The organism is Streptomyces sp. AMJ-169 (assembly GCF_055597585.1).
Genome location: NZ_JBVLTJ010000013.1, coordinates 1 through 23,783, shown reverse-complemented (window position 1 = coordinate 23,783; position 23,783 = coordinate 1). Strand labels below are relative to the sequence as shown.

19 protein-coding genes are annotated in these 23,783 nt (G+C 73.2%); 9 read left to right on the top strand and 10 right to left on the bottom strand.

Annotation, left to right across the window (positions count from 1 at the left end; all coding sequences use genetic code 11):
- Window positions 1-88 precede the first annotated feature (88 nt).
- The 3 genes from ACYUD3_RS28635 to ACYUD3_RS28625 all read right to left on the bottom strand — a co-directional run bounded on the left by ACYUD3_RS28635 (window position 89) and on the right by ACYUD3_RS28625 (window position 2,996).
- Entirely contained in the window at window positions 89-1,174 is a 1,086-nt protein-coding gene (locus tag ACYUD3_RS28635; RefSeq protein WP_470975794.1) for an S-(hydroxymethyl)mycothiol dehydrogenase, read from the bottom strand.
- A gap of 234 nt (window positions 1,175-1,408) precedes the next feature.
- Complete coding sequence (locus ACYUD3_RS28630; RefSeq protein WP_470975791.1) at window positions 1,409-2,236, bottom strand: IclR family transcriptional regulator; 828 nt, start codon at window positions 2,234-2,236, stop codon at window positions 1,409-1,411.
- A gap of 235 nt (window positions 2,237-2,471) precedes the next feature.
- On the bottom strand, window positions 2,472-2,996 hold the full coding sequence (locus ACYUD3_RS28625) for a hypothetical protein (RefSeq protein ID WP_470976339.1): 525 nt from the start codon (window positions 2,994-2,996) through the stop codon (window positions 2,472-2,474).
- A 421-nt stretch (window positions 2,997-3,417) separates the two neighbouring features.
- Here ACYUD3_RS28625 and ACYUD3_RS28620 point away from each other — a divergent pair, with 421 nt between their 5' ends.
- The 4 genes from ACYUD3_RS28620 (at window position 3,418) to ACYUD3_RS28605 (ending at window position 7,918) form a co-directional block, all read left to right on the top strand.
- Entirely contained in the window at window positions 3,418-6,231 is a 2,814-nt protein-coding gene (locus ACYUD3_RS28620) for a nitrate- and nitrite sensing domain-containing protein (RefSeq protein ID WP_470975788.1), read from the top strand.
- Window positions 6,228-6,647, top strand: coding sequence for a roadblock/LC7 domain-containing protein (locus ACYUD3_RS28615; RefSeq protein ID WP_470975785.1), 420 nt, complete (start codon window positions 6,228-6,230; stop codon window positions 6,645-6,647). Before ACYUD3_RS28620 ends, ACYUD3_RS28615 begins: the two co-directional genes overlap by 4 nt.
- A 10-nt stretch (window positions 6,648-6,657) precedes the next feature.
- Window positions 6,658-7,059, top strand: a complete 402-nt coding sequence (locus tag ACYUD3_RS28610; protein ID WP_470975783.1) for a DUF742 domain-containing protein — start codon at window positions 6,658-6,660, stop codon at window positions 7,057-7,059.
- A 253-nt stretch (window positions 7,060-7,312) separates the two neighbouring features.
- Complete coding sequence (locus ACYUD3_RS28605) at window positions 7,313-7,918, top strand: GTP-binding protein (RefSeq protein ID WP_470975780.1); 606 nt, start codon at window positions 7,313-7,315, stop codon at window positions 7,916-7,918.
- 49 nt (window positions 7,919-7,967) lie between these two features.
- Here the strand turns inward: ACYUD3_RS28605 and ACYUD3_RS28600 are convergent, their stop codons facing one another.
- From ACYUD3_RS28600 to ACYUD3_RS28590, 3 genes are all read right to left on the bottom strand, one after another.
- The gene (locus tag ACYUD3_RS28600) at window positions 7,968-9,587 is read right to left on the bottom strand and encodes an EAL domain-containing protein (RefSeq protein WP_470975777.1); all 1,620 of its coding nucleotides are present in this window, start codon (window positions 9,585-9,587) and stop codon (window positions 7,968-7,970) included.
- Window positions 9,588-9,769: 182 nt separating this feature from the next.
- A complete protein-coding gene (locus ACYUD3_RS28595) occupies window positions 9,770-10,960 on the bottom strand; it encodes a lipid-transfer protein (RefSeq protein ID WP_470975773.1) in 1,191 nt (396 codons plus the stop codon).
- Window positions 10,957-11,382 carry a Zn-ribbon domain-containing OB-fold protein gene (locus tag ACYUD3_RS28590; RefSeq protein WP_470976337.1) on the bottom strand — a complete coding sequence of 142 codons (426 nt, stop codon included), beginning with the start codon at window positions 11,380-11,382 and terminating at the stop codon, window positions 10,957-10,959. Before ACYUD3_RS28590 ends, ACYUD3_RS28595 begins: the two co-directional genes overlap by 4 nt.
- Before the next feature lie 174 nt (window positions 11,383-11,556).
- On the opposite strand from ACYUD3_RS28590, the gene ACYUD3_RS28585 reads away from it, so the two are divergent.
- The gene (locus ACYUD3_RS28585) at window positions 11,557-12,363 is read left to right on the top strand and encodes a M15 family metallopeptidase (protein ID WP_470976335.1); all 807 of its coding nucleotides are present in this window, start codon (window positions 11,557-11,559) and stop codon (window positions 12,361-12,363) included.
- A 47-nt stretch (window positions 12,364-12,410) separates the two neighbouring features.
- A complete protein-coding gene (locus ACYUD3_RS28580) occupies window positions 12,411-12,947 on the top strand; it encodes an NUDIX domain-containing protein (RefSeq protein ID WP_470975770.1) in 537 nt (178 codons plus the stop codon).
- On the opposite strand, the gene ACYUD3_RS28575 is transcribed toward ACYUD3_RS28580, so the two are convergent.
- A complete protein-coding gene (locus ACYUD3_RS28575; protein WP_470975767.1) occupies window positions 12,938-15,304 on the bottom strand; it encodes a glycoside hydrolase family 31 protein in 2,367 nt (788 codons plus the stop codon). The two genes, ACYUD3_RS28580 and ACYUD3_RS28575, sit on opposite strands and share 10 nt — an antisense overlap.
- Window positions 15,305-15,482: 178 nt before the next feature.
- On the opposite strand from ACYUD3_RS28575, the gene ACYUD3_RS28570 reads away from it, so the two are divergent.
- Window positions 15,483-17,450: an acetoacetate--CoA ligase gene (locus ACYUD3_RS28570; protein WP_470975764.1), complete on the top strand. Its 1,968-nt coding sequence runs from the start codon at window positions 15,483-15,485 to the stop codon at window positions 17,448-17,450.
- Window positions 17,451-17,530: 80 nt separating this feature from the next.
- Here ACYUD3_RS28570 and ACYUD3_RS28565 read toward each other — a convergent pair whose 3' ends face one another.
- Window positions 17,531-18,847: an aminotransferase class I/II-fold pyridoxal phosphate-dependent enzyme gene (locus tag ACYUD3_RS28565; RefSeq protein WP_470975761.1), complete on the bottom strand. Its 1,317-nt coding sequence runs from the start codon at window positions 18,845-18,847 to the stop codon at window positions 17,531-17,533.
- A gap of 45 nt (window positions 18,848-18,892) precedes the next feature.
- Between ACYUD3_RS28565 and ACYUD3_RS28560 the strand changes: the two genes are divergently transcribed.
- Both ACYUD3_RS28560 and ACYUD3_RS28555 read left to right on the top strand, forming a co-directional pair.
- Window positions 18,893-20,182, top strand: a complete 1,290-nt coding sequence (locus ACYUD3_RS28560; RefSeq protein WP_470975758.1) for an MFS transporter — start codon at window positions 18,893-18,895, stop codon at window positions 20,180-20,182.
- A 28-nt stretch (window positions 20,183-20,210) separates the two neighbouring features.
- Window positions 20,211-21,107: a hypothetical protein gene (locus ACYUD3_RS28555; RefSeq protein ID WP_470975755.1), complete on the top strand. Its 897-nt coding sequence runs from the start codon at window positions 20,211-20,213 to the stop codon at window positions 21,105-21,107.
- A gap of 98 nt (window positions 21,108-21,205) precedes the next feature.
- Here the strand turns inward: ACYUD3_RS28555 and ptsP are convergent, their stop codons facing one another.
- Both ptsP and ACYUD3_RS28545 read right to left on the bottom strand, forming a co-directional pair.
- Entirely contained in the window at window positions 21,206-22,876 is a 1,671-nt protein-coding gene (ptsP, locus tag ACYUD3_RS28550; protein WP_470975753.1) for a phosphoenolpyruvate--protein phosphotransferase, read from the bottom strand.
- Between the two features lie 96 nt (window positions 22,877-22,972).
- The gene (locus tag ACYUD3_RS28545; RefSeq protein WP_470975750.1) at window positions 22,973-23,422 is read right to left on the bottom strand and encodes a PTS sugar transporter subunit IIA; all 450 of its coding nucleotides are present in this window, start codon (window positions 23,420-23,422) and stop codon (window positions 22,973-22,975) included.
- Between the last annotated feature and the right edge of the window lie 361 nt (window positions 23,423-23,783).

The window sequence follows — 23,783 nt, the reverse complement described above, 5'->3', positions numbered from 1 at the left end:
AAAGCCTGAGGGGGCTGCTGCCCCGGTTCACGGAACCCATTCATGGCGGGAGGACGATGTGATGTTCGTCCGGTCCGGCCGGCGCCGCTCACGGCACCACCACCGACCGCAGCACCTCCCCCCGCCGCAGCCTCGCGAACGCCTCCTCCACCTGGTCGAGGGCGATCGCCTCGGAGACGAACGCGTTCAGGTCGAGCAGGCCGTACAGGTACTGGTCGATGAGGTAGGGGAAGTCGCGGCTCGGCAGGCAGTCGCCATAGGGGGACGGCCTGATGGCGCCGCCGCGCGCGAACAGCTCCGGCAGCGGCAGTTCGAGGCCCGACCCGGGCGCGGGGACGCCGGCCTGGACCAGCACCCCGGCGTCGTCGCGCATCCGGAACGCCTGGAGGAAGGTCTCCGGGCTGCCGACGGCGTCCACGGCGATGTCCACCCCATGGCCGCCGGTGAGTTCCCGTACCGCCTCGACCGGGTCCGTGCCCTGGGAGTTGACGGTGTGGGTGGCGCCGAACTTCTCGGCGCGGTCGAGCTCCCGGTCGTCGGCGCCGACCGCGATGACCTTCATCGCGCCGTTCAGACACGCGGCGGCGACCGCAGCGCCGCCCACGACCCCGCCGCCGACGACGGCCACGGAGTCGCCCCGGCCGACGTTCCCGGTGTTGACGACGGCGCCGTACCCGGCCGTCACCCCGCAGCCGACCAGCCCCGCCGCCTCGGGCCGTGCGGCCGGGTCGACCTTCACCGCCTGCCCCGCCGCGACCAGCGTCTTCTGCGCGAACGCGCCGATTCCGGAGGCGGTTTCGAGGGGTGTCCCGTCGGTCAGCGTCATCGGCCGGCCCGCTCTGCGGGGGGCGAGACAGTGCCAGGGCCGCCCCCGGTGACAAGGCCGGCAGTTCCCGCAGGGCGCCCGCGCGGCCAGGACGACGAAGTCCCCGGGCCGCAGTTCCGCGACCCCCGCCCCGACGGCCTCGACCGTCCCGGCCGCCTCGTGCCCGAGCAGCACGGGGAACCCGCCGTCGGCCGCGCCCTCCCGGCGGCGCAGATCGTCCGGGCACACCCCGCAGGCCTGTACGGCGACCAGGACGTCCCCGGGACCGGGGTCCGGGACGACGATCGTGCGCGTCCCGACCGGCAGACCTCTCCCGGTGGCGACGACGGCACGGACCTCATGCGGCACGACCTGCTCCTTGCGTTGGTGCGCCTTGTTGCGCCATACAGGATGGGTTGCGCGATGAGGGATATATTGAGAACGGCATCAAGTGGCCGTCAAGAGGCGTGAGTTAACCCTCGGGAAAACGCGGGGGGAGCGGGAAACCTGCGTGATACATGGGGACGGGGGTCGGCGGAGGTTCGTTTGTGGCGGGGGCGGGGGCTGACGGAGGTTCACCTGTGACGCCGTCCTGGCGCCCCTTCAGAACCCGTACCCCATCCGCCGCGACAGCTCCGACCCGGCGGCGACGGTCCGCTTGGCCAGCTCCGGCACCCGCTCGGTGCTCAGCCGGTACACCGGGCCCGAGACGCTGATCGCCGCGATGACCCGCCCGTCGTGCGCCCGCACCGGCGCCGACACCGCGGTCAGCCCCAGCTCCAGCTCCTCGGAGTTGACGCTGAAGCCCTGCTCGACGACCGCGTCCAGCTCGGTCCGCAGCGCCCCGGCGCCGGTGATCGTGCGCTCCGTGAACCTCGGGAGGGTGCTGGCGAGGACGCTCTCGCGCAGGGGCGGCGGCATATGGGCGAGCAGGATCTTCCCGCTGGACGTCGCGTGCAGCGGGGTACGCCGGCCGAGCCAGTTCTGCGCGGTGACGGAGGCGGTGCCGCGGGCCTGCATGATGTTGACGGCCGCGTCGTCGTCGAGCACCGCGATGTTGACCGTCTCGCCCAGCTCGTCGGCGAGTTCACGGCAGACGGGGACACCCTCCTGCGAGACGTCCAGCCGTACGGCCGCGGCGCCGGCCAGCCGCAGCACGCCTGCCCCGAGGTGATACTTCCCCCGGTCCTTGGCCTGGGCGACGAGCCCCCGGTTCTCCAGCGCGCCGAGCAGCCGGAACGCCGTCGACTTGTGGACGTCGAGCTCGTCCGCGATCTCGGTGACACCCGCCTCGCCGTGCCGCGCGAGGATCTCCAGGACGCTCACCGCGCGGTCGACCGACTGCACCGCGCTCGCGGTGCCTCTGCCGCCGCGCTGCTCCCCGCCCCCGGAGTTCTCCTCGCCCTCGGACTGCCTCTGCGTACGGGCCATAGCTCGACTCTCACCACCTGGCGGCCGTGTTCGGGCCGCGTCTCGGGGGAGCCCCCTGAGTGAGGGCGCTCGCCCCTGATTCTGTTGCGCATAGCGGGATTTGGTTCACTATGCGGAATACCCATGGTATCGAAGCGCGCCTACCCAAGAAGGGGGGCGCTACGCCCCTGGGTGGGCGTCGGCGCAGCGCACAGGGCTGAGGGGCCGGGGTGGTGGCCGTACCCCTCGGCTCGGCTCAGAGGTGCGACAGCTGTCCCGCCGCGCCCTGCTGCCTGCGTATCCGCTTCTGCTCCCGCTCCATCACCCGGGCCACCCGGCGCTCGCGGCGGCGGGCGCGGGCGGTGGAGCTGGGGGCGGAGACGACGCCGTAGCGCTGGCTCCACACCTGGCGGGTCACCCAGACGTCCAGCGCGGCCCAGGTCGCGACGACGGTGCTCGCTATGCTGCTGACGACCATGGGGAGGGCCAGCCAGGACCCCGCCATCGTGCACAGAAACGCGATCATCGCCTGGAGCAGGGTCACCGCGATGATCAGCACCGCGCGGACCGCCGACTCGCGCACCGGGTCCGGCATCCGGCGTCGGCGCGCGGGCTCCTCGATCCACAACGCCCGCTGCCGGGGCGGCTGTTCGCGCCGGGCGTCGGATCTGCCGGGCGCGACCGGAGTCCCGTAGGCCCGATTCTCCCCGCGCCGCCTCACCGCGTCGCCCCGCGCCGGCCGGGACCGCTCCGCCGAGTCCGCCGCGTCCATCGTGTCCATCGCCATGTCATCTCCCCACCGCCCGGCCCGCCCCCTCGCCCCGGTCCCCAAGGACCGGCTCCCCAGTGGCTGCCCGGCTCACGCTCTTCTACGCCCGCCCAGGTACGGCATGCGGCCCATGTGGCCGATTCCGCCCATTCGCAATGAGTAGGACGAACAACCCGCCCCGAAGATTCCCGCCCGGGGAAAAAATCTCGCCAACCCCGGCAGGAAACAGTTTGGCCACGACCATGATCCCGGCGGCCGATTCCAGGCGGCAATCTCCCGTAATGCCCGGACAACTCCCCACGCCCCGGCGGCGATCCGGAACATCTGGTTCCGGACTGGTCTTCGAGTTAACTGTGTGTCGGTAGTAGGCTCGCGGCGTTTGTTGACGCACATGCGTACCCCTGGCGGACAGGGGTCCGAACTAGGGGAGGCCATGCGGTTTCGCGGGAAGTCGATCCGCCGGAAGATCGTGGCGCTCCTTCTCGTGCCGCTGCTGTCCCTGACCGCGGTCTGGGGCTTCTCCACGGTGCTCACAGGGCGTGAGGCGAGCCGGCTGTACACCGTCTCCTCCCTGATGGAGAAGGTCGGTTACCCCCTGGAGGACACCGTCCGGGTCATCCAGCAGGAGCGCCGCCAGAGCCTCGTCTACCTCGCCGACCCCGACGCGCGGAACGCGGTCGCGGCCCTGCGCCGCACCCGCTCCGCCACGGACGAGGCCTTCGCGGAGTTCCGCAAGAACACCAAGGACCCCGAACTGCGCGACGGCCTCGACCAAGGCGACGTCGAGGGCCTGACCACCGTCCTCGACGCCTTCGCGGGCGTCGCCGACCTGCGCCGCGGCGTCGACGACAGCACCGTCACGCGCGCGCAGGCCCTCGACCTCTACAACCGCCTCGTCGACCCCTGTTACACCCTGCTGGCCAAGCTGGACGTCGTCGACAGCGTCGAGATGGACAAGCAGTACCGCGCCCTCGTCGCCGTCGCCCGCGCGCGGGAGCTGCTCTCCCGGGAGGACGCCCTCCTGGGCTCCTCCCTCGTCACCGGCGGCATCAGCCACGACGAGAGCCGCGTCGTCTCCGACCTCCAGGCCCAGCGCGAGGTCATCTACCAGATCAGCCTCCCCCAGCTGCCCGACGCCGAGCAGCAGCGCTACGACAGCTTCTGGTCGGGCGCCGGCACCGCGCCCCTGCGCAGCGCCGAACAGGCCGCCATCGAGGCCATGGAGAACGACGGCGTCCCCAAGGGCATCACCGCGCGCGCGTGGGACACCGCCGCGGGCAACGTCCTGGACCAGCTCGGCGACCTCGACGAACAGGCCGGCGACCGCTACCAGGACCGTGTCCGCCCGGTCGCCGTCGGCGTCATCGTCCAGGCCGTCGTCGCGGGTGTCTTCGGCCTCATCGCCCTCCTGCTGTCGCTGTTCCTGTCCGTGCGCGTCGGCCGCGCCCTCATCCGCGACCTGCGCCAGCTGCGCCTGGACGCCCACGAGGCGTCCGCCGTACGGCTGCCCAGCGTCATGCGCCGCCTCTCCGCGGGCGAACAGGTCGACGTCGAGACCGAGGTCCCGCGCCTGGAGTACGACAAGAACGAGATGGGCGAGGTCGGCCAGGCCCTCAACACCCTTCAGCGCGCCGCCGTCGAGGCCGCCGTCAAACAGGCCGAACTGCGCGCCGGGGTCTCCGAGGTCTTCGTCAACCTCGCGCGCCGCAGCCAGGTCCTGCTGCACAAGCAGCTCACCCTGCTCGACACCATGGAGCGGCGCACCGAGGACACCGAGGAACTCGCGGACCTGTTCCGCCTCGACCACCTCACCACGCGCATGCGCCGGCACGCCGAGGGTCTCGTGATCCTCTCCGGCGCCGCCCCCTCCCGGCAGTGGCGCAAGCCCATCCAGCTCATGGACATCGTCCGCGCGGCCGTCGCCGAGGTCGAGGACTACGAGCGCATCGAGGTCCGCCGGCTGCCCCGCATCGCCGTCACCGGACCGGCCGTCGCCGACCTCACCCACCTGGTCGCCGAACTCCTGGAGAACGCCACGGTGTTCTCCCCGCCGCACACCGCCGTGCACGTCTTCGGCGAGCGCGTCGCCAACGGCTTCACCCTGGAGATCCACGACCGGGGCCTCGGCATGGCCCCCGAGGCGCTCCTGGACGCCAACCTGCGGCTCGCCGAGACCCCCGAGTTCGAGCTGTCCGACACCGACCGCCTCGGCCTGTTCGTCGTCAGCCGCCTCGCCCAGCGCCAGAACGTCCGCGTCTCCCTCCAGACCTCGCCCTACGGCGGCACGACCGCCCTGGTGTTCATCCCCGAGGCCCTCCTCACGGACGACGTCCCCGACACCAACGGCATCGGCTTCCGCCTCGACCGCCCGCGCCCCAAGGAGGAGCTGGACGGCCGCATGCCGGCCCAGCTGCCCGGCGGCAGGCCCGCGGCCGTCCTGGACGGCCCCGTCGAGCTGGAGGCCCCCGTCGGCCTCGACGCGCTCACCGGCTACCCCCTGGGCGAGGACGACGACGCCGTCTTCCGCCGCCTGGACACCCCGCCCGCCGAGACGACCGTAGAACTGCCCCTGCGCCGCACGCCCAAGCTGGTCAGCTCCCACGGCCGCCCCGTCGGCGACCCGCGCGCGCAGGAGGGGCCCTACGGCCGCGAGACGGAGTACGAGGCAGACCGGGGGCCTTTCAGCGACGAACCCTTCGGCAGCGGCGGGGTTGCCGGGAGCGGCGCCTCCTTCGGCAGCGGCGGGGTTGCCGGGAGCGGTGCTCCCTTCGGCACCGGGGCTCCCTCCGGGACCGGCTTCGGGACCGACCCCGACGAGCGCCCCCTGGCCCCCCTCCCGTCCCGCCGCCGCGGCTCCTCGGCCCACCAGCCGCGCCCCGCCGAGCAGACGCCGCAGAACCCCGCCTCGCGGCCGGAGCGGGGGGCGGGGCCGTCCGCCCCCACCCCGCTGCCCCAGCGCCGCCAGGAGGCCCCTTCACAGCCTTCCGCGGACCCCGCCCAGGGCGTCCGCACCGGCCCGCTCCCGCGCCGGGTCCGGCAGGCCAACCTGGCCCCCCAGCTCAGACAGCGCCCCGCGCCGCGCGCCGAGGAACGGACCGACCTCGGCGAACGCGACGCGGACGAAGTACGCAGCCGTATGGCATCGCTCCAGCGCGGCTGGCAGCGCGGCCGTACGGAGAACGCCGAGGGCGACAGCGCCCAGCACGGCACAGCACCACGAGGAACGACTAAGGGGGACGGTCGATGACCGCACCGAGGACGACCGACCAGGGCGAGCTCAACTGGCTCCTCGACGAACTGGTCGGCCGGGTCGCCAGCATCCGCAAGGCCGTCGTGCTCTCCGGCGACGGCCTGCCCACCGGGGTCTCGCAGGACCTGACCCGGGAGGACAGCGAGCACCTCGCCGCCGTCGCCTCCGGCTTCCACAGCCTCGCCAAGGGCGTCGGCCGCCACTTCGAGGCGGGCAACGTCCGCCAGACCGTCGTCGAGCTCGACGAGGCCTTCCTGTTCGTCACCGCCGCCGGCGACGGCAGCGCCCTGGCCGTGCTCTCCGACCCGGACGCGGACATCGGCCAGATCGCCTACGAGATGACCCTCCTGGTCAAGCGGGTGGGCGTCCACCTGGCGACCGCCCCGCGCACCGACCTGCCCTACGGCGGGTAAGCGGGATGGCATGAGCACAGAAGGCCAAGGCCGGGACGACGGCCACTGGTTCGACGACGAGGCAGGCCCGGTCGTCCGCCCGTACGCCATGACGCGCGGGCGGACCACCAGCCCGGGGCAGCACCGCCTCGACCTCATCGCCGTGGTGGTGGCCGAACCCCGCGCGGAGGAGGCGGAGGACGACCACGGGCTCTCCCCCGAGCACGTGGACATCGTCGGACTGTGCCTGGACGCCCCGCAGTCGGTCGCCGAACTGGCCGCCGGGCTCGACCTGCCGATCGGCGTGGTGCGCGTCCTCGTGGGGGACCTTGTGGACGCCCAGTACGTCCACGTCAACCGTCCGGTGCCGCCCGCGGAGCTGCCGGACGAGAACATTCTGCGCGACGTGATCAGCGGCCTCAGGGCCTTGTGAGCGCGGAAGCGGGGTGGACCACATGAGCGAGCTTCGGACGACCGCCATGGTGTGCCGCCCCGCCTCCCTGGGCGCGCGGTATCCGGTCCCCCGGCCGGCAAACGCGTCGTCCCTTGCCGGTTCCGGCAACTTCCTGACCGGAACGGCACCCATCCGATATGCATACGGTCGTACGGCAAAGCAATGACCGGCCCCGCCGCGACGGCAACCCCCCGCCCACCCCACCCATCCCAGCAAGCAGGAGAAGTGAACGATGATCTTCGGGCGTTCTGAGCGCGGGAAGCCTCCGGTCGAGCCCGTCACGCTCAAGATCCTGGTCGCCGGCGGCTTCGGCGTCGGCAAGACCACCCTGGTCGGCGCCGTCAGCGAGATCAGACCGCTGCGCACCGAGGAGATCCTCACCGAGGCGGGCCGCCCGGTCGACGACACCACCGGCGTGGAGAGCAAGAACACCACCACCGTCGCCATGGACTTCGGCCGCATCACCCTGCGCGAGGACCTCACCCTGTACCTCTTCGGCACGCCCGGACAGGAGCGGTTCTGGTTCATGTGGGACGAGCTGACCGAGGGCGCCCTCGGCGCGGTCGTGCTCGCCGACACCCGCCGCCTGGAGGACTGCTTCGCCGCCGTCGACTACTTCGAGCGGCGCGCCATCCCGTTCATCATCGGCGTCAACTGCTTCGAGGGCGCCGACCGTTACCCCATAGCGGACGTCCGCCAGGCCCTCGACCTCGACGACGACATCCCCGTCGTCCTGTGCGACGCCCGCGACCGCCGCTCGGTCAAGGACGTCCTGGTCGGCGTGGTCCAGCACGCCATGGACTTCTCCATCAGCCGCCGGCACACCGTCGGGACCTGACCGGGGGAGCGGCCCGCACCTCCGCCGACGGGGGTACGGGCCGCTTCGCTCACCCCGTCCCGACCACCTCGGCCCCCCGCCGCACCGCGTACCCCGGCAGCCCCGCCCGCCCGACGACCCACGAGGCCCCGTACAGCCCCTTGGCGGCCTTCTTGAGGGGCGCCAGGCACGCGGCGGCCTCCCGGTGGTCCCGCACGCTCCCAGGCCCGCACAGGACCGTCGCCAGGGACAGCGTCACCGGCCGCCCGCCCGCCGACCAGGGCGCGTCGAGGACCGCCGCCGCGAGCGGGTCGAGCGCCCCGGGGTCGGCGAGCACCAGGAAGTCGTCCCCGCCGATGTGCCCCACGCGCGTGGACCCCACCGCCGCGTGCTGCAACGCCCGCCCCACGGCCCGGATCAGCTCGTCGCCCGCCGCGAACCCGGCCCCGTCGTTGACCTCCTTGAAGTGATCGACGTCCAGCCAGCTGAGCGCGAACGCACGGCCGTCGGCGATCCACCGGTCCACCTCGCCGGTGACCGCGTCCGAACCCGGCAGCCGGGTCAGCGGATTGAGCCCCGCCGCCTCCTCGACCCGCCGCTCGGCCAGCGCCCGCACGAGATCGGTGAGCCGTACGACGCCCACGCACCGCCCCTGCCGGTCGACGACCGCGACGTCGTCCGAGGCACGCTCCCCGCCGCCCGCGGCGACCACGTCCAGGACCTCCCACGCGGTCGCGTCGACGCCCACGGTCCGCGGCACGTCCCCCAGCCGCGCGGCCGGCCGGTCGGCGTACAGCGCGTGCCCGTAGCGCCCCGACATCGACAACAGGAACCGCGCCCGGTCCACCGCCCGCACCGGCGCACCCGCGCGGTCCACCAGCAGCACCCCGGACACCTCCGGCGAGCCGGTCAGCAGCGCCCGCACCTGCCCGGCGGACGCGGTCACCGGCAGCAGCGCGGCCGGCCGCACGAACTCCCGCACCGAAGGCCCCGAAGGAGCCGGCCGCGCGGAGCCGGGGGAGCGCTGCGGGACGTACACCTGGGTCGTCGGCAGCCGGGCCGGTGGTGCGAACAGCTCGCCCTGCGCCAGCTGCGCGCCGGCCTCCAGGGCGACGCCGTACTGCCGCTCGGTCTCCACGCCCTCCACCGCCAGCAGCGCCCCCGACCCGTCGCACAGCGTCCGCATCGCGCGCACGGCCGCGGGCCGCGCCAGCAGCGACGCGTCCAGCTTGACGACGTCCGGCGCGAGATCCGCGAGCAGCCGCAACGGCACGTCCCCGTCCCCGACCCCGTCCGCCGCGATCCGGAAGCCCGCCTCCCGCAGCCGTCCGACGGCTTCGAGCAGCGCCGCGCGCGGCACATGCGTGTGCGGCGGCACGACGTCCAGGGTGACCTCCCAGGGCAGCCGCCCGGCCTCCCGGACCGCGGCGTGCACCGGCGTCAGCCCGCCGAGGTCGGCCAGCGTGCCCGCGAACACGTTCACGTGCAGCGGCAGCGCGGTACCGCGCCGGGCCGCCGCGCGCACCGCCGACACCGCGAGCCGCACGTCCAGTTCGGGGTCGCGGCGAGCCTCCCCGAGGACGTCGCCCGTCTCCGGGCGGGCCAGCACCTCCAGCGCGGCCACCGCTCCCGTGGCCAGGTTGACCACCGGCTGAAAAGCGAACCGGAGAGTGTCCGTCCAGGCGTTCACGCCAGCATGATGACCTTCCCCGGGGCGCGCTCCGGCGCCGTTCATGAGACGTTCACACGGGTTTCCGGCCCGCTCGCCGTCCGTACCGACAACCACACGCCCCCTTGGCTCACGACCGATCGCTCTCCGACTCCGTCTGCCCCGCGCAGCCGCCTTTCACGACTGGCGGCCCGCCCCTTTCCTCACCGCACCGCGACCACCGCCGAACCATGCCCGAACAGCCCCTGGTTCGCGGTGATCCCCACCCGCGCCCCCGGCACCTGCCGGGCCCCCGCCCGCCCGCGCAGCTGCCACACCAGCTCGCACACCTGGGCGATCGCCTGCGCCGGCACCGCCTCCCCGAAGGACGCGAGCCCGCCGCTCGGGTTCACCGGAACCCGCCCGCCCGGCCCGGTCACCCCCTCCCGCAGCAGCTTCGCGCCCTCCCCTGCGCCGCACAGCCCGAGGTCCTCGTACCACTGGAGCTCCAGGGCGGTCGACAGGTCGTACACCTCGGCCAGCGACAGATCCCCGGGCCCGAGGCCAGCCTCCTCGTAGGCGGCCCGCGCGATGGAGGCCCGCAGGGTCCGCGCGGTTGCTCCGGCTCCGGTCGTCGCGTCCGTGGCGAGGTCCGGGAGGTCCAGGACCGTCACCGGGTAGCTCGGCGTCACCGTCGACACCGCGCGGACGCGCACCGGCTCGGCGATCCCGCGCCGGCGCGCGTACTCCACGCCGGCCAGGACGATTGCGGCCCCGCCGTCGGAGGTCGCGCAGATGTCCAGCAGCCGCAGCGGATCGGCCACCACCGGGGAGGCGGCGACCTCCTCGGCCGTCACCCGCGCGCGATAGCGGGCGTTCGGATTCAGCGCCCCCCAGGCCGCGTTCTTCACCTTGACCCGGGCGAAGTCCTCCAGGGTGTCGCCGTACACCGCCATGCGCCTGCGCGCGTAGAGCCCGAAGTACGCCGGGTTCGTCGCCCCCAGGAGCCGGAAGCGCAGCCAGTCCGGGTCGTCGGGGCGCTCGCCGCCGGCCGGCCGGAAGAACCCCTTGGGCGCCGCGTCCGCCCCCACCACCAGGACCACCTCGGACAGCCCCGCGAGGATGCGCGCCCGCGCCACGTCGATCGCCTGCGCACCCGAGGCGCACGCCGCGTACACGCTCGTCACCCGCGCGCCCTGCCACCCCAGCGCCCGCGCGAAGGTCGCCCCGGCGACGTACCCGGGATAGCCCCCGCGCACGGTGTCCGCGCCGACGACCGCGTCGACCTCCCGCCAGCCGACCCCCGCGTCCGCGAGCGCCGCCCGCGCGGCCGTCACGCCGTACTCGGCGAACCCGCGCCCCCACTTGCCCCAGGGGTGCAGCCCCACACCCAGCACCGCCACGTCCGCCGTCACGCCCCCACCTCCACGGGCCGCCACCACCATGTCGTCCACACCGCCTCGCCGTCCTCACCCAGCACCCCCGGCACCAGCTCCACCTCCGTCCCCACCGCCAGATCCGCGACCCCCACCCCCTCGGCCGCCTGCCCCAGCACCACCATCCCTTCCGCCACCAGCTCTACCGCGACCAACGCGTACGGCACCCACGGAAGTTCCCGGTCGCTCACGTAGGGTGACGGCGGCCGGTAACGGCAGTCGGTGTACGACCACACCCGCCCCCGCCGCGACAGCGCCACCTCCGCCAGCTCACCCCCCGCGCAGGCCGGGTTGCGGCAGTGGACGTCCTCCCGGGGGAAGAACACCGCCGCGCACACCGCACAGCGCGTCCCGAGCAGCCTGAAACCGTCGCCCTCCCCGGTGAACCAGCCGTCCACCACGGGCCTGCGCACACGTGCCACGAGACCTCCCCGCACCGAGATCTGACGGAACGTCAGGAGTGTGCCACGGGCGCCCGCAAATGGGCAGGGCGCGGTGCACGCCGCGCCTGAAGGGAGGTGGGCGCGCGGCGAGGCGGGGGAAGTGATCAGCCCATGACACGACGACACCGGCCCATGACACGCCGCCCCGGAGCCCTCCGCGGCTCCCTCACCGCCCTGCCCGCCCTGACCCTCGCCCCCGCGCCCGCACACGCGCAGGCGCCCACCGACCCCAAGGCCCCCGCCGGCTTCGTCGCCCTGGCGGACGTCGACCCCACGATCCTCCAGGAGATCCGCTACGTCACGCCCCACAACTTCGTCGGCGAACCCGTGGCCGGCTACCGCCAGCCCTTGTGCATCCTCACCCGCCCCGCAGCCCAGGCCCTCCACCGCGCGCAGACCCGCCTGCTGCCCCGGGGCCACACCCTGAAGGTCTACGACTGCTACCGCCCCCAGCGCGCGGTCGACCACTTCGTCCGCTGGGCGAAGGACCTCGACGACCAGGCGATGAAAGGGGAGTTCTACCCGGACGTCGACAAGTCCCGCCTCTTCGCGGACGGTTACATCGCCGAGAAGTCAGGACACAGCCGCGGCTCCACCCTGGACGTCACCCTGGTGAAGCTCCCCGCCCGCCCGACCCGCCCCTATGTCCCCGGCGAACCCCTGGAGCCCTGCCACGCACCCAAGGGAGAGCGTTTCCCCGACAACTCGGTCGACATGGGGACCGGTTACGACTGTTTCGACACCCTGTCGCACACCCTCGACCCGCGCGTCCGGGGTCAACAGCGCGCCCATCGACTGCTGCTGAAGAACACCCTGGAGAGTCTCGGTTTCGTCAACCTCGCCGAGGAATGGTGGCACTTCACCTACAAGCCTGAGGCTTATCCCGACACGTACTTCGACTTCCCCAACTCCCGTAAATCCCTCACCAGGGGGGATTGAAACCCGTCAACAAGACGCCCACCCCTTCTTTGGGTACAGTCCGCCGCGTGTCAGAAACTCAGCACACCACTTCGAACTCCGCACGGGACAGCCACTGTTCGAGCTGCGGAGCCCCCTATGGGGAGGGCGTCACCGGCTGGCCCCGCATCTGCCCGGCCTGCTCCACCGTGCACTACCGCAACCCCCTGCCCGTCGCGATCGCCCTACAGCCCGTGTACGACACCCAGGGCACCGCCCTGGTCGTCGTCACGCGGACGATCGACCCCGCGCGCGGGGGCCTCGCCCTGCCCGGCGGGTACATCGACGACCGGGAGGACTGGAAGCACGCCGTCGTCCGCGAGCTCAAGGAGGAGACCGGCATCGACGCCGCGAGCCGGGACGTACGCCTCGCGGACGCCATGAGCAGCGGCGACGGCCACCTCCTGCTGTTCGGGATGCTCCCCGAGCGGCCCGCCGACCGGCTGCCGGCGTCCGCCGAGACCGACGAGACGGACGGCTGGCAGCTCCTGCGCCGCCCCGAGGAGCTGGCCTTCCCCCTGCACACCCTCGCCGTACGGGCGTTCTTCGAGGGCCGCTACGTCTGAGCCGGCCCCCGCAGCCGCACCGGGCAGGACGGCTCACGCACGCCGTCCTCGCCCTCCCGCTCCACGACGACCCGCCCGTCCGCCCAGCGGGTGACGTAGCGCTCGATCTCCGGCTCCTCCCAGCCGTCGCCCCCGTCCCGCACCACAAGACCGCCGCCCGTCCGCCCTTGGGCGGGCGCCCACACCTCCAGCTCAAGACCGCCGTCGTCCCCCCGTACTGGGAGCACGGCCCCCGCGCGCGCGAGCACCGGCACCCGCCCCAGGGGAGCGTCCAGCAGCACCTGCCCGGGCCCCTCGTACGACCGCCCGGTCGCCGTGTCGTACCACAGCCCCTTGGGCAGCTGCACCGCCCTCCGGTCGACGTTCGGCCCGAGCACCGGCGCCACCAGCAGACAGTCGCCCAGCAGGAACGCGTCCTCGCAGTCCCGCAGTGCCCGGTCCTCCGGCGCGCCCCACCACAGGGGCCGCACATAGGGCGCCCCGGTGCGCCGCGCGAGCTGCGCCAGCGTCACGAAGTACGGCAGCAGCCGCCGCCGCTCCAGCAGCGCCTCGCGCGCGTGCTGAAGCACCTCGGGCCCGAACTCCCACGGCTCCCTGCGCCCCGCCTTGAGCGCCGAATGCGTGCGGAACAGCGGCAGATAGGCGCCCAGCTGGAACCAGCGCAGGTACAGCTCCGGCGACGGACTCCCGTCGAACCCGCCGACGTCCGGCCCCGAATAGGGCACCCCGCACAGCCCGAGCCCCACCACCAGCGCCAGCGACGCCCGCAGCCCCGGCCAGCCCGTGCCGACGTCCCCCGACCACGTCCCGCCGTAGCGCTGCATGCCCGCCCAGCCGGACCGGGAGAACAGGAACGGCCGCTCGTCCGGGACGAGCCCGCGCAGGCCCTCGTGGCCCGCCCTGGCCATGCACAGGGCGTACACGTTGTGCGCCTCGCGATGGTCTCCGCCGCGGCCCTCCAGGTCGTGCCGCGCCGATCTCGGCAGCGTCGTGTCGCCGAACGCGGCGAACGACGTCGGCTCGTTCATGTCGTGCCAGAACCCGGCGAACCCCTGTTCCAGCCGTTCCGCGTACAGCTCGCCCCACCACGCGCGCACGCGCGGCTGGGTGAAGTCCGGGAACACCGACTCGCCCGGCCACACCACCCCGCGCACGACCTGCCCCGAGGCGTCCCGCACGAACGCGTCCCGCTCCGCCCCGGCGTCGTACACCGCGTTGCCCGGCTCCGCGCGCACCGCCGGGTCGACGATCGACACCAGCCGGACACCGTCCGCCCGCAACTCCTCGGCCAATTGGGGCAGCTGGGGGAAGCGCTCCTGGTCGACGGTGAACACCTGGTGCGCGTCGTAGTGGTCGATGTCCAGGTGGACGGCGTCCAGGGGCAGCCCGTGCTCCCGGTAGCCGGCGACGACCCGCCGCACCTCCTGCTCGCTGCCGAAGCCCCAGCGCGCGTGGTGGTAGCCCAGCGCCCAGGACGGCGGCAGCGCGGGCGCGCCCGTGAGCGACGCCCAGCCGAGCAGCACGCGCGCGGGAGTGCCGACGACGACCCAGCAGCGCAGCGGCCCGCCCTCCACCCGCACCTCGCACGAACCGCCCCGGTCGTGCCCCGAACCGGCCCCCTCCTCGCCCTCCTTGAGGGTCACCGTGCCGTCCCAGGACGTGTCGTGGAACACCAGATGGGTGCCCGCGTCCGCGACCACCATCTGCACCGGCATCGTGATGTACAGCGGATCGTCCCCCGGCGCGAACGAACCGCCCGGGTCGGTGTTCCACAGCCGGTACGTCCCCCCGCGCAGCCGGGGCCCGTCCGCGCGCCCGCCCAGCCCGAAGAACCGCGCGTCCGCCGCGACCTCGGAACGCTGCATCCAGCGCGCGGGACCCCCGTCCAGCGGCTCCCACCAGCGCGGCGGCAGATCACGCCGCAGCACCACCCCGCCGGGCGTGCACACCTCGATCGCCCCGTGCCGCGACACCGTCACCGTCACCCGCTCGGCCACCACCCGCCAGCCGCCGTCCTTGTCGGGCTCCAGGACGGCCCGCGGATCGGGCTCCGGGCACTTTCCCGCCAACGCGTACGACGGGTCGGGAGAAGCCCCGTCCCAGCCCCAGAACACGGCACCGTTGACCGCCACCAGGACCCGCAGCTCCGACCGCTCGAACCGCACGACGCCCCCGCCGGGCCCCGGCTCCGCCTCCCGCACCGGACCGGGCACCCGTGCCCGCTCGGCCCCCCGGGGCACCAGCCCCGACGCGTCCGCGCGCCGCCTGCGCCACGCCGCCCGGACCGTACGCAACCCCTGCGTCGCCCCCACGAAACCGACCATCCTCACCGAACGCACCAGGTCACGACCGTTCATGCTGCTCACCCTGCCATTGAGCGCTCCACGCGCGCGTGCCGTTCAACTGCCGTTCACCCAGGGCGGGACCGGATCTTCACGACCGCCGCCCGGCGGAGCGCACCCTGGTGCAGAAGTCGATCACATGGCATCGTCCGTGTCAGCCGCCGCGTCACGCGCACAGCCCGGGAGCCGCCGCATGCCGACCCTGAACCCCCAGCCGCTCTGGCAGCCGGGCCCCGAGCGTATCGCCCGCGCGAAGGTCACCAGGTTCCAGGCCTGGGCGGCGACCAGGCACGGCGCCCCCGCCGACGGCGGCTACCCCGCCCTGCACCGCTGGTCCGTCGACGAACCCGAGGCGTTCTGGACGGCCGTCACCCAATGGTTCGACGTCCGCTTCTCGACGCCCTACGCGCGCGTACTGGCCGACCCCGCCATGCCCGGCGCCCAATGGTTCACCGGAGCCACCCTCAACTACGCCGAACACGCCCTGCGCACCGCCGCCACGCGCGCGCACGAACCGGCCCTCCTGCACGTCGACGAGACCCACGAACCCCGCGCGGTCACCTGGGCCGAACTGCGCCGCCAGGTCGGCTCCCTGGCCGCCGCCCTGCGCGGCCTCGGCGTACGCCCGGGAGACCGCGTCAGCGGCTATCTCCCGAACGTCCCGCAGGCGGTGACCGCCCTGCTCGCCACAGCCGCCGTGGGCGCCGTATGGACCTCCTGCGCGCCCGACTTCGGCGCCCGCAGCGTCCTCGACCGCTTCCAGCAGGTCGAACCCGTCGTCCTGTTCGCCGTCGACGGCTACCGCTACGGCGGCAAGGAGCACGACCGCCGCGACACCGTCGCCGAACTCCGCCGCGAACTGCCCACCCTCCGCGCGGTCGTCCACATCCCCCTCCTGGACACGCCCGCCCCCGAAGGCGCCCTGGAGTGGGCCGCCCTGACGGCCGCCGACGAGGAACCCGTCTTCGAACAGGTCCCCTTCGACCACCCGCTGTGGGTCCTGTACTCCTCCGGCACCACCGGACTGCCCAAGGCCATCGTCCAGTCCCAGGGCGGCATCCTGGTCGAACACCTCAAACAACTGGGCCTGCACTGCGACCTGGGCCCCGAGGACCGCCTCTTCTGGTACACCTCCACCGGCTGGATGATGTGGAACTTCCTCGTCTCCGGCCTCCTCACGGGCACCACGGTCGTCCTGTACGACGGCAGCCCCGGGTACCCCGGCACGGGCGCCCAGTGGAGCGTCGCCGAACGCACCGGCGCCACCCTCTACGGCACGTCGGCCGCCTATGTGATGGCCTGCCGCAAAGCCGGCGTGCACCCCGCGCGGGACTACGACCTCTCACGCGTCCGGTGCGTCGCCACCACCGGCTCCCCGCTCCCGCCCGACGGCTTCCGCTGGCTGCACGACGAAGTCCGCGCCGACCTGTGGATCGCCTCCGTCAGCGGCGGCACCGACGTCTGCTCCTGCTTCGCGGGCGCCGTACCCACCCTCCCGGTGTACACCGGCGAACTCCAGGCCGCCTGCCTCGGCACCGACCTGGAGGCCTGGGACCCGGACGGGCACCCGGTGGTCGACGAGGTCGGCGAACTCGTCGTGAAGGCCCCCATGCCGTCCATGCCGATCCGCTTCTGGAACGACCCCGACGGCAGCCGCTACCACGACAGCTACTTCGACACCTACCCCGGCGTCTGGCGCCACGGCGACTGGATCACCGTCACCGCGCGCGGGACGGTCGTCATCCACGGCCGCTCCGACTCCACCCTCAACCGCCAGGGCGTCCGCATGGGCTCCGCCGACATCTACGAAGTCGTCGAACGCCTCCCCGAGATCAAGGAATCCCTGGTCATCGGCGTCGAACAGCCCGACGGCGGCTACTGGATGCCCCTCTTCGTGCACCTGACACCCGGCTCCGTCCTCGACGACGCCCTCCTCGCCCGCATCAGACAGGCCATCCGCGAACAGCTCTCCCCGCGCCACGTCCCCGACGAGGTCGTCGAGGTCCCCGGCATCCCCCACACCCTCACCGGCAAACGCATCGAGGTCCCCGTCAAACGCCTCCTCCAGGGCACCCCCCTGGAGAAGGCCGTCAACCCCGGGTCCATCGACAACCTGGACCTCCTGCACTTCTACGAGGAGCTGGCCCGCACACGGAGCTGACGGGGATCCCTAGGGAGAAGCGGTTCCCTAGGGGGCCACTTATGGAGGGCGGCTCCCTAAGGAGCCCCGGCAAAGAGCGATCAGCCTCCATAGGTGGCCTCGGACTCACCCAGCACCGCCGCGAAGTCCACCGCCAGCCGCCCCCCGTCGTCCGGCTCGAGCCCCGCCACCGAGATCCGCACCCCGGGCCCCGCCGCCACCCGGAACCGCGCCCCGGCCGCGACCCACCAGCCGTACGACCGCAGCCCGTTGACCACCGCCGACTCGTCCCGCACGGGTACCCACACATTCATCCCGCCCGCCCCGTGCGCGACGATCCCGCGCGCGGACAGCTCCTCCAGCAGCGCCGTCCGGCGCAGCGCATAGGCATCCCGCGCGCGCGTCACGAGCGCGCGCGTGCCGTCGTCGGTCATCAGCCCGAGCACCGTCTCCTGGAGGAGATGGCTCACCCACCCCGAGGTCAGCAGCAGCCGCCCGTCGTGCCGGGCCAGCGTCGTCGCGTCACAGGCCGCCGCCGCCCACCGCAGGTCGGTGCCCAGGAACTTGCTCACCGTCCGCACATGCACCCACCGCGCGGGCCCGTCGGCCAGCGTCCACAAAGGCGCGCCGGAGACCTCCGAGGCATGGTCGTTCTCCACCACCAGCACGTCCGGCGCCGCCCCCAGGACCTCGGCGAGCGCGTCCCTACGCGCGCGCGTGAAGCAGCCGCCGTACGGGTTCTGCGCGCGCGGGCTGTACACCACCGCCCGCACCCCGGCCCGCAGTGCCGCGCGCAGGGCCTCGGGCCGCAGCCCCTGGTCGTCCACCGCCACGGGCACCACCCGCAGCCCCAGAGCGGCCACCAGGTCCAGCAGATGGTGATACCCGGGGTCCTCCATCGCCACGGCGTCCCCGGGCCGCAGCTCCACGGAGAACAGCCGCGCCACCAGATCGAGCGCCCCATGGGCGAACGTCACGTGCTCCACCGGCACCCCGTCGGGCCGCAGCCACTCCCGCACGACCTCCTCCAGCCGCGCGAGCCGGGGCGTCGACCGGTGCGAACGGGCGCCGGGGGACAGCCGCGAGGGCGGCGCGAGGCCCGGCAGCAGCAGCGGATCGGGATGCCCGCCGGCCAGGTCCCGCAGCCCCTCAGGCACCTTCGGCGGACGGCGCGGAGCCACCGCCGGGACGGCGGCGACCACCGTCCCGCCCCGGCCCCGGGTCACCACGATGCCCCGCGCGCGCAGCTCCTTGTACGCGGTGGCGACCGTCCCAGGGCTCACGCCCAGGCCGTCCGCGAGCCGCCGCACGGGGGGCAGCGCGGCGCCCGGGCCCAAAGCCCCCTCGGCCACGCCCTGTTCCACGGACGCGGCGATCTCCTTGGCCGTCGTCCCACTGATCGCATATTGTGTTGCCACATTGATGATTATGTATCAATACAAATGACAGCGCAAGGGGGAGCCGTGCCGCGAGAACGCCGCGCAGCGACAGAAGAAGCAGCCACCCGCAAACCCCGCATACCCGGCGGCCCCGACGGCCGCCGCATGCTCACCATCGCCCTCGTCGACCGCATCGGAAGCGGACTGTGGGCCTCCGTCTCCGTCCTGTACTTCACCTACGTCGCCCACCTCTCCCTCGCCCAGACCGGCACCCTCGCCGCCACCGCCGGAGCCCTCGGCATCGCCGGCGCACCCCTCGGCGGCCGGCTCGCCGACCGCTTCCCCCTCACCCGCGTCCTCGTCGCCGTCCAACTCCTGCGCGCCATCGGCTCCTTCGGCCTCCTCACCACCGACCACTACGCCCTCCTCCTCGCCCTGACCGCCCTCGGCGGCTTCGGCGACCGCGCCAGCAGCGTCCTCACCAAGCTCTACGCCACCCGCGTCGCGGGCCCCGACCGCGTCCGCTACCAAGCCGTCCAGCGCACCGTCGCCAACGCCGGCTGGGCCATCGGAGGACTCGCCGCGGCAGCCGCCCTCACCCTCGGCAGCGAAGCCGCCTACCGCTGGCTCCTCACCGGCGACGCCCTCTCCTTCGCCGCCGTCGCCCTCCTCACCCTCCGCTGCGGCGAACCCCCCTCACCCGCCCGCACCGTCACCGGCTCCGCGGCCCCCGCCCCCACCACCCGCCCGCACAGCCCCTGGCGCGACCGCACCTACCTCGCCTACGTCGCCACCGACACCGTCCTCTGCCTCGACGACGCCGTCTTCAAAGTCGGCCTCCCGCTCTGGATCGCCCACACCGACGCCGTCCCACCAGGCTTCTCACCCCTGCTCATGGTCCTCAACAACATCCTCGTCGTCGCCCTCCAAGTCCCCCTCGCCCGCTTCGGCACCACCCCCCGCGCCGCCCGCGGACTCCTCGCCCCCATCGCAGCCGCCTTCGCCACCGGCGGCGCCGCCATGGCCCTCGCCGACACCGCGGGACCCGCCACCGCGATCCTCCTCCTCACCGCGGCAGCCACCGCTTTCACCCTCGCCGAGATCCTCCACGCCACCACCGCCTGGGAACTCTCCGTCGCCCTCGCCCCCGACACCGCCCAGGGCGCCTACCTCGGCGTCCACGGACTCGCCCAGGCCACCCAGCGCAGCATCGGCCCGCTCGCCGTCACCGCCGCCATCGCCACCGGCCCCCTCGGCTGGGCCGCGTTCGGCACCACCACCGCCCTGACCTGCGCGATCCAGCACCGCCTCGTCCGCGAACGCCTCGCCCGGACCCCGTTGTCAGTGGTGCCGGTTACTGTGAGTGAGCATTGATCGACCGATCTGCACCACAGGGGGAACCATGACGGCCTACACCGACCAACGGACCATGCGCCGCGTCCTGCGCCGAGAGATCGCCGGCACCATCGGCCTGCTCACCGACGAACACGACTTCCGCGCCATGCGCCGCTACCGCAGCTTCGCCTTCGACAACCACGGCACCTACCTCCGCCAGATCGAAGCCATCCTCAAAATCCGTGCCGCCGAAGGCCAGCTCACCGCCATCGCCCTCTTCGACCCCCAGGACTACGCCGAATTCTGCGCGGACCAGGGCCTCGACCCCGACACCCCGCACAGCCGCACCCACTACACGGCCCGCCTCGCCACCACAGGCCCCACCGTCCCCTACGACGGCAGGCCCCTGACCGACCTCCTCCCCGCCCTCGTCGACGAAGCCGTCCGCCACGCCACCTGGGAGTACGCCGCCACCCTCCTCGCCCGCCTCGGCCCCTGCGCCGGCTGCGGCGAGGACATCGGCCGCGCCTCCTTCTCCCGCGCCTCCACCCTCCTCACCCGCATCCTCGACACCGCCCCACCCGGCAAACGCCACCTCGTGTGCAGCGTCTCCACCCACCCCGAAACCCTCGTCACCTCCCTCCACGCCGAATCCACCCCCCAAGGCACCACCCGGCTCGACGAGACCGAAGCCCTCGAATTCACCACCGTCCTCGCCCTCGGCATCGCCACCCGCCGCGCCGGCGGCCTCGTCATCCGCGTCAGCACCCCCGGAACCCGCGAACGCGTCTACGGCTGGCGCCTCACCGCCGAAGGACTCACCCCCCTCACCGCCGCCGAAGTCTTCGACGCCTACTGCACCGACGCCGAATCAGGCGACCTCATCGCCCCCGAACCCCACGTCGACTACTGCGCCCCACCCGACCTCGGCGAAGCCCTCAGCCCGCCCGGCCACCATCACTGACAGAGCCCCGGACCCCGACCTCGGCGCACACAACGGGGAGGGGCGCCCCACTCGAAAGCAGGACGCCCCTCCCCGGACCGAACCGGCCCGCCCTCCGACTACTCGCCCGACAGCACCGCCTGCGCGGCGGCCCGCGCCTCCTCGGCACTGTCAGCGGCCCGCGCCGCAGCCGCCGCCCGCTCGCACTGCGCCAGCGTGTGCTTCGCCAGCGCCGCCCGCACATAAGGAATCGACGCCGACCCCATGGACAGCGAGGTGACCCCCAGACCCGTCAGCACACACGCCAGCAACGGATCCGCCGCGGCCTCACCGCAGACCCCACAGCTCTTCCCCTCCGCGCCCGCCGCCTCCGCGGACAGCGCCACCAGATCCAGCAGCGCCGGCTGCCAAGGGTCCTGGAGCCGCGACACCGCACCGACCTGCCGGTCGGCCGCGAAGGTGTACTGCGCGAGATCGTTCGTCCCCAGCGAAAGGAACTCGACCTCCTGAAGAATCGACCGCGCCCGCAGCGCCGCCGACGGAATCTCCACCATCGCACCGAACTTCGCCCGCAGCCCGGCCGCCCGGCAGGCCTCCGCGAACGCCCGCGCGTCCGCCCGGTCCGCCACCATCGGCGCCATGACCTCCAGATGGACAGGCAGCCCCTCCGCCGCCTTCGCCAGCGCGGTCAGCTGCGTCCGCAGCACCTCCGGATGATCCAGCAACGCCCGCAGCCCCCGCACCCCCAACGCCGGGTTCGGCTCGTCCGCCGGCGTCAGGAACTCCAGCGGCTTGTCCGCCCCCGCGTCCAGCACCCGTACGACGACCCGCCCCTCGGGGAACGCCTCCAGCACCTGACGGTAGGCCTCGACCTGCTTCTCCTCCGACGGCGCGCTCTTGCTGTCGTCCAGGAACAGGAACTCGGTACGGAACAGACCCACGCCCTCCGCACCCGCCTCGACGGCGGCCGGCACATCCGCCGGACCACCGACGTTCGCCAGCAACGGCACCTTGTGCCCGTCCGCCGTCACCCCCGGCCCCGAGGACGCCGCCAGCGCGGCCTTCCGCTCCGCGGCAGCGGCCGTCAACTGAGCCTTCTTCTCCTCGTCCGGACCGACAAAGACCTCACCCGTGCTGCCGTCCACTGCGACGACCGTGCCTTCGGGCAGCTCACCCGCACCGGGCAGCGCCACCACGGCCGGCACCCCCAGCGCCCGCGCCAGGATCGCGCTGTGACTGGTCGGCCCGCCCTCCTCGGTCACGAACCCCAGCACCAGCGCCGGATCGAGCAGCGCCGTGTCCGCCGGCGCCAGGTCCCGCGCGACCAGCACATACGGCTCGTCACTGTCCGGCACTCCCGGCATCGGCACCCCGAGCAGCCGGGCCACGATCCGATTGCGCACGTCGTCGAGGTCGGCCACCCGCCCGGCGAGATACTCACCGGCCCCCGCGAGCAGTTCCCGGTACGAGGCGAACGCGTCGTACACGGCCCGCTCGGCGGTGCTGCCGACGGCGATCCGCCGGTCCACGTCCGCCATCAGCTCCGGGTCCTGGGCCATCATGGCCTGCGCCTCAAGAACCGCCTGGGCCTCGCCGCCGGCCAGGTTGCCCCGCGCCGTCAGGTCGGCCGCCACCGCGTCCACGGCCTGCCGGGCGCGCCCCTGCTCGCGCTCCGCCTCTTGCGCGGGGACCTGCTTGGCGGGCGGCTCCAGGACCGCCGTTCCCATGTGCCGAACCTCGCCGATCGCCACCCCGTGGCTCACGCCGACGCCTCGCAGCGTTGTCTCCATCTCACCGTCTCCGATAGGTCGCGGCGGGGTCCCGCCGCCCTTGCGCTGTTCCACCGGCCGTCGGCCTACAGCCGGTGTGTCACTGCCGCCAGCAAATCACTGCCAGGAGAACAGAGCGTCCCCGGACTTCACATCGCCGCTCTCGCTCACGTCCCCGAGGGAGTCCGGAGTGGCCTCGAGTGCCACGACCGGACAGACCGGCGACTTCCCGGCCGCCTCGACCGCCGCGGGGTTCCACCGCACGACAGCCTGCCCCCGGCGCACACTGTCCCCCTTGTTCACCAGCAGCTCGAACCCCTCACCGTTCAACTGCACGGTGTCGATACCGAGGTGTACGAGCACACCGTGCCCCTCGCTGTCGACGACGACGAACGCGTGCGGGTGAAGGGACACGACGACCCCGTCCACGGGGGCGACGGCCTCGGCGGTCTCCCGGACCGGGTCGATCGCGGTACCCGGACCGACCATGGCCCCGGAGAAGACCGGGTCCGGCACAGCGGCGAGCCCGATGGCCCGACCGGAGAGCGGGGACGTCACGGTGGTCATGAGGAGCCTCCCAGGGGGACGGAGATGTACTTGACCGTCACTGTTTGTTCCCGACGGCACACTGAGCAGCAGCGTATGTCATATGTAGTACCGGTTCCGCATGAGAGCGCCCGATCCGTGGCCCTGATCCGACAGAACCGTGGTCTAGTCCTAGGGGCTAGACCATAGGTCAAGCGATTTGCGTCCCGGAGCCCCGCTCCAGTACGTTTACGGCTCCGCCTCGACGGGAACCCGGTTCGCCACTGTGTGGGCCTGTTGGTTCTCCAGGGGGGTGGGAAATCCGGCTCAGAACTTCTGATAAAGTCGGAGCCGCCGGAAAGGAAACCGCGAAACAAAAGCGGGGAACTGGAAAGCACCGAGG

Bases quoted from the DNA above. Each gene is read 5' to 3' on its own strand.
- ACYUD3_RS28630 (WP_470975791.1), bottom strand. From the start codon at position 2,236: ATGGCCCGTACGCAGAGGCAGTCCGAGGGCGAGGAGAACTCCGGGGGC.
- ACYUD3_RS28625 (WP_470976339.1), bottom strand. From the start codon at position 2,996: ATGGACACGATGGACGCGGCGGACTCGGCGGAGCGGTCCCGGCCGGCG.
- ACYUD3_RS28620 (WP_470975788.1), top strand. From the start codon at position 3,418: ATGCGGTTTCGCGGGAAGTCGATCCGCCGGAAGATCGTGGCGCTCCTT.
- ACYUD3_RS28615 (WP_470975785.1), top strand. From the start codon at position 6,228: ATGACCGCACCGAGGACGACCGACCAGGGCGAGCTCAACTGGCTCCTC.
- ACYUD3_RS28610 (WP_470975783.1), top strand. From the start codon at position 6,658: ATGAGCACAGAAGGCCAAGGCCGGGACGACGGCCACTGGTTCGACGAC.
- ACYUD3_RS28605 (WP_470975780.1), top strand. From the start codon at position 7,313: ATGATCTTCGGGCGTTCTGAGCGCGGGAAGCCTCCGGTCGAGCCCGTC.
- ACYUD3_RS28585 (WP_470976335.1), top strand. From the start codon at position 11,557: ATGACACGCCGCCCCGGAGCCCTCCGCGGCTCCCTCACCGCCCTGCCC.
- ACYUD3_RS28575 (WP_470975767.1), bottom strand. From the start codon at position 15,304: ATGAACGGTCGTGACCTGGTGCGTTCGGTGAGGATGGTCGGTTTCGTG.
- ACYUD3_RS28570 (WP_470975764.1), top strand. From the start codon at position 15,483: ATGCCGACCCTGAACCCCCAGCCGCTCTGGCAGCCGGGCCCCGAGCGT.
- ACYUD3_RS28555 (WP_470975755.1), top strand. From the start codon at position 20,211: ATGACGGCCTACACCGACCAACGGACCATGCGCCGCGTCCTGCGCCGA.
- ptsP (WP_470975753.1), bottom strand. From the start codon at position 22,876: ATGGAGACAACGCTGCGAGGCGTCGGCGTGAGCCACGGGGTGGCGATC.
- ACYUD3_RS28545 (WP_470975750.1), bottom strand. From the start codon at position 23,422: ATGACCACCGTGACGTCCCCGCTCTCCGGTCGGGCCATCGGGCTCGCC.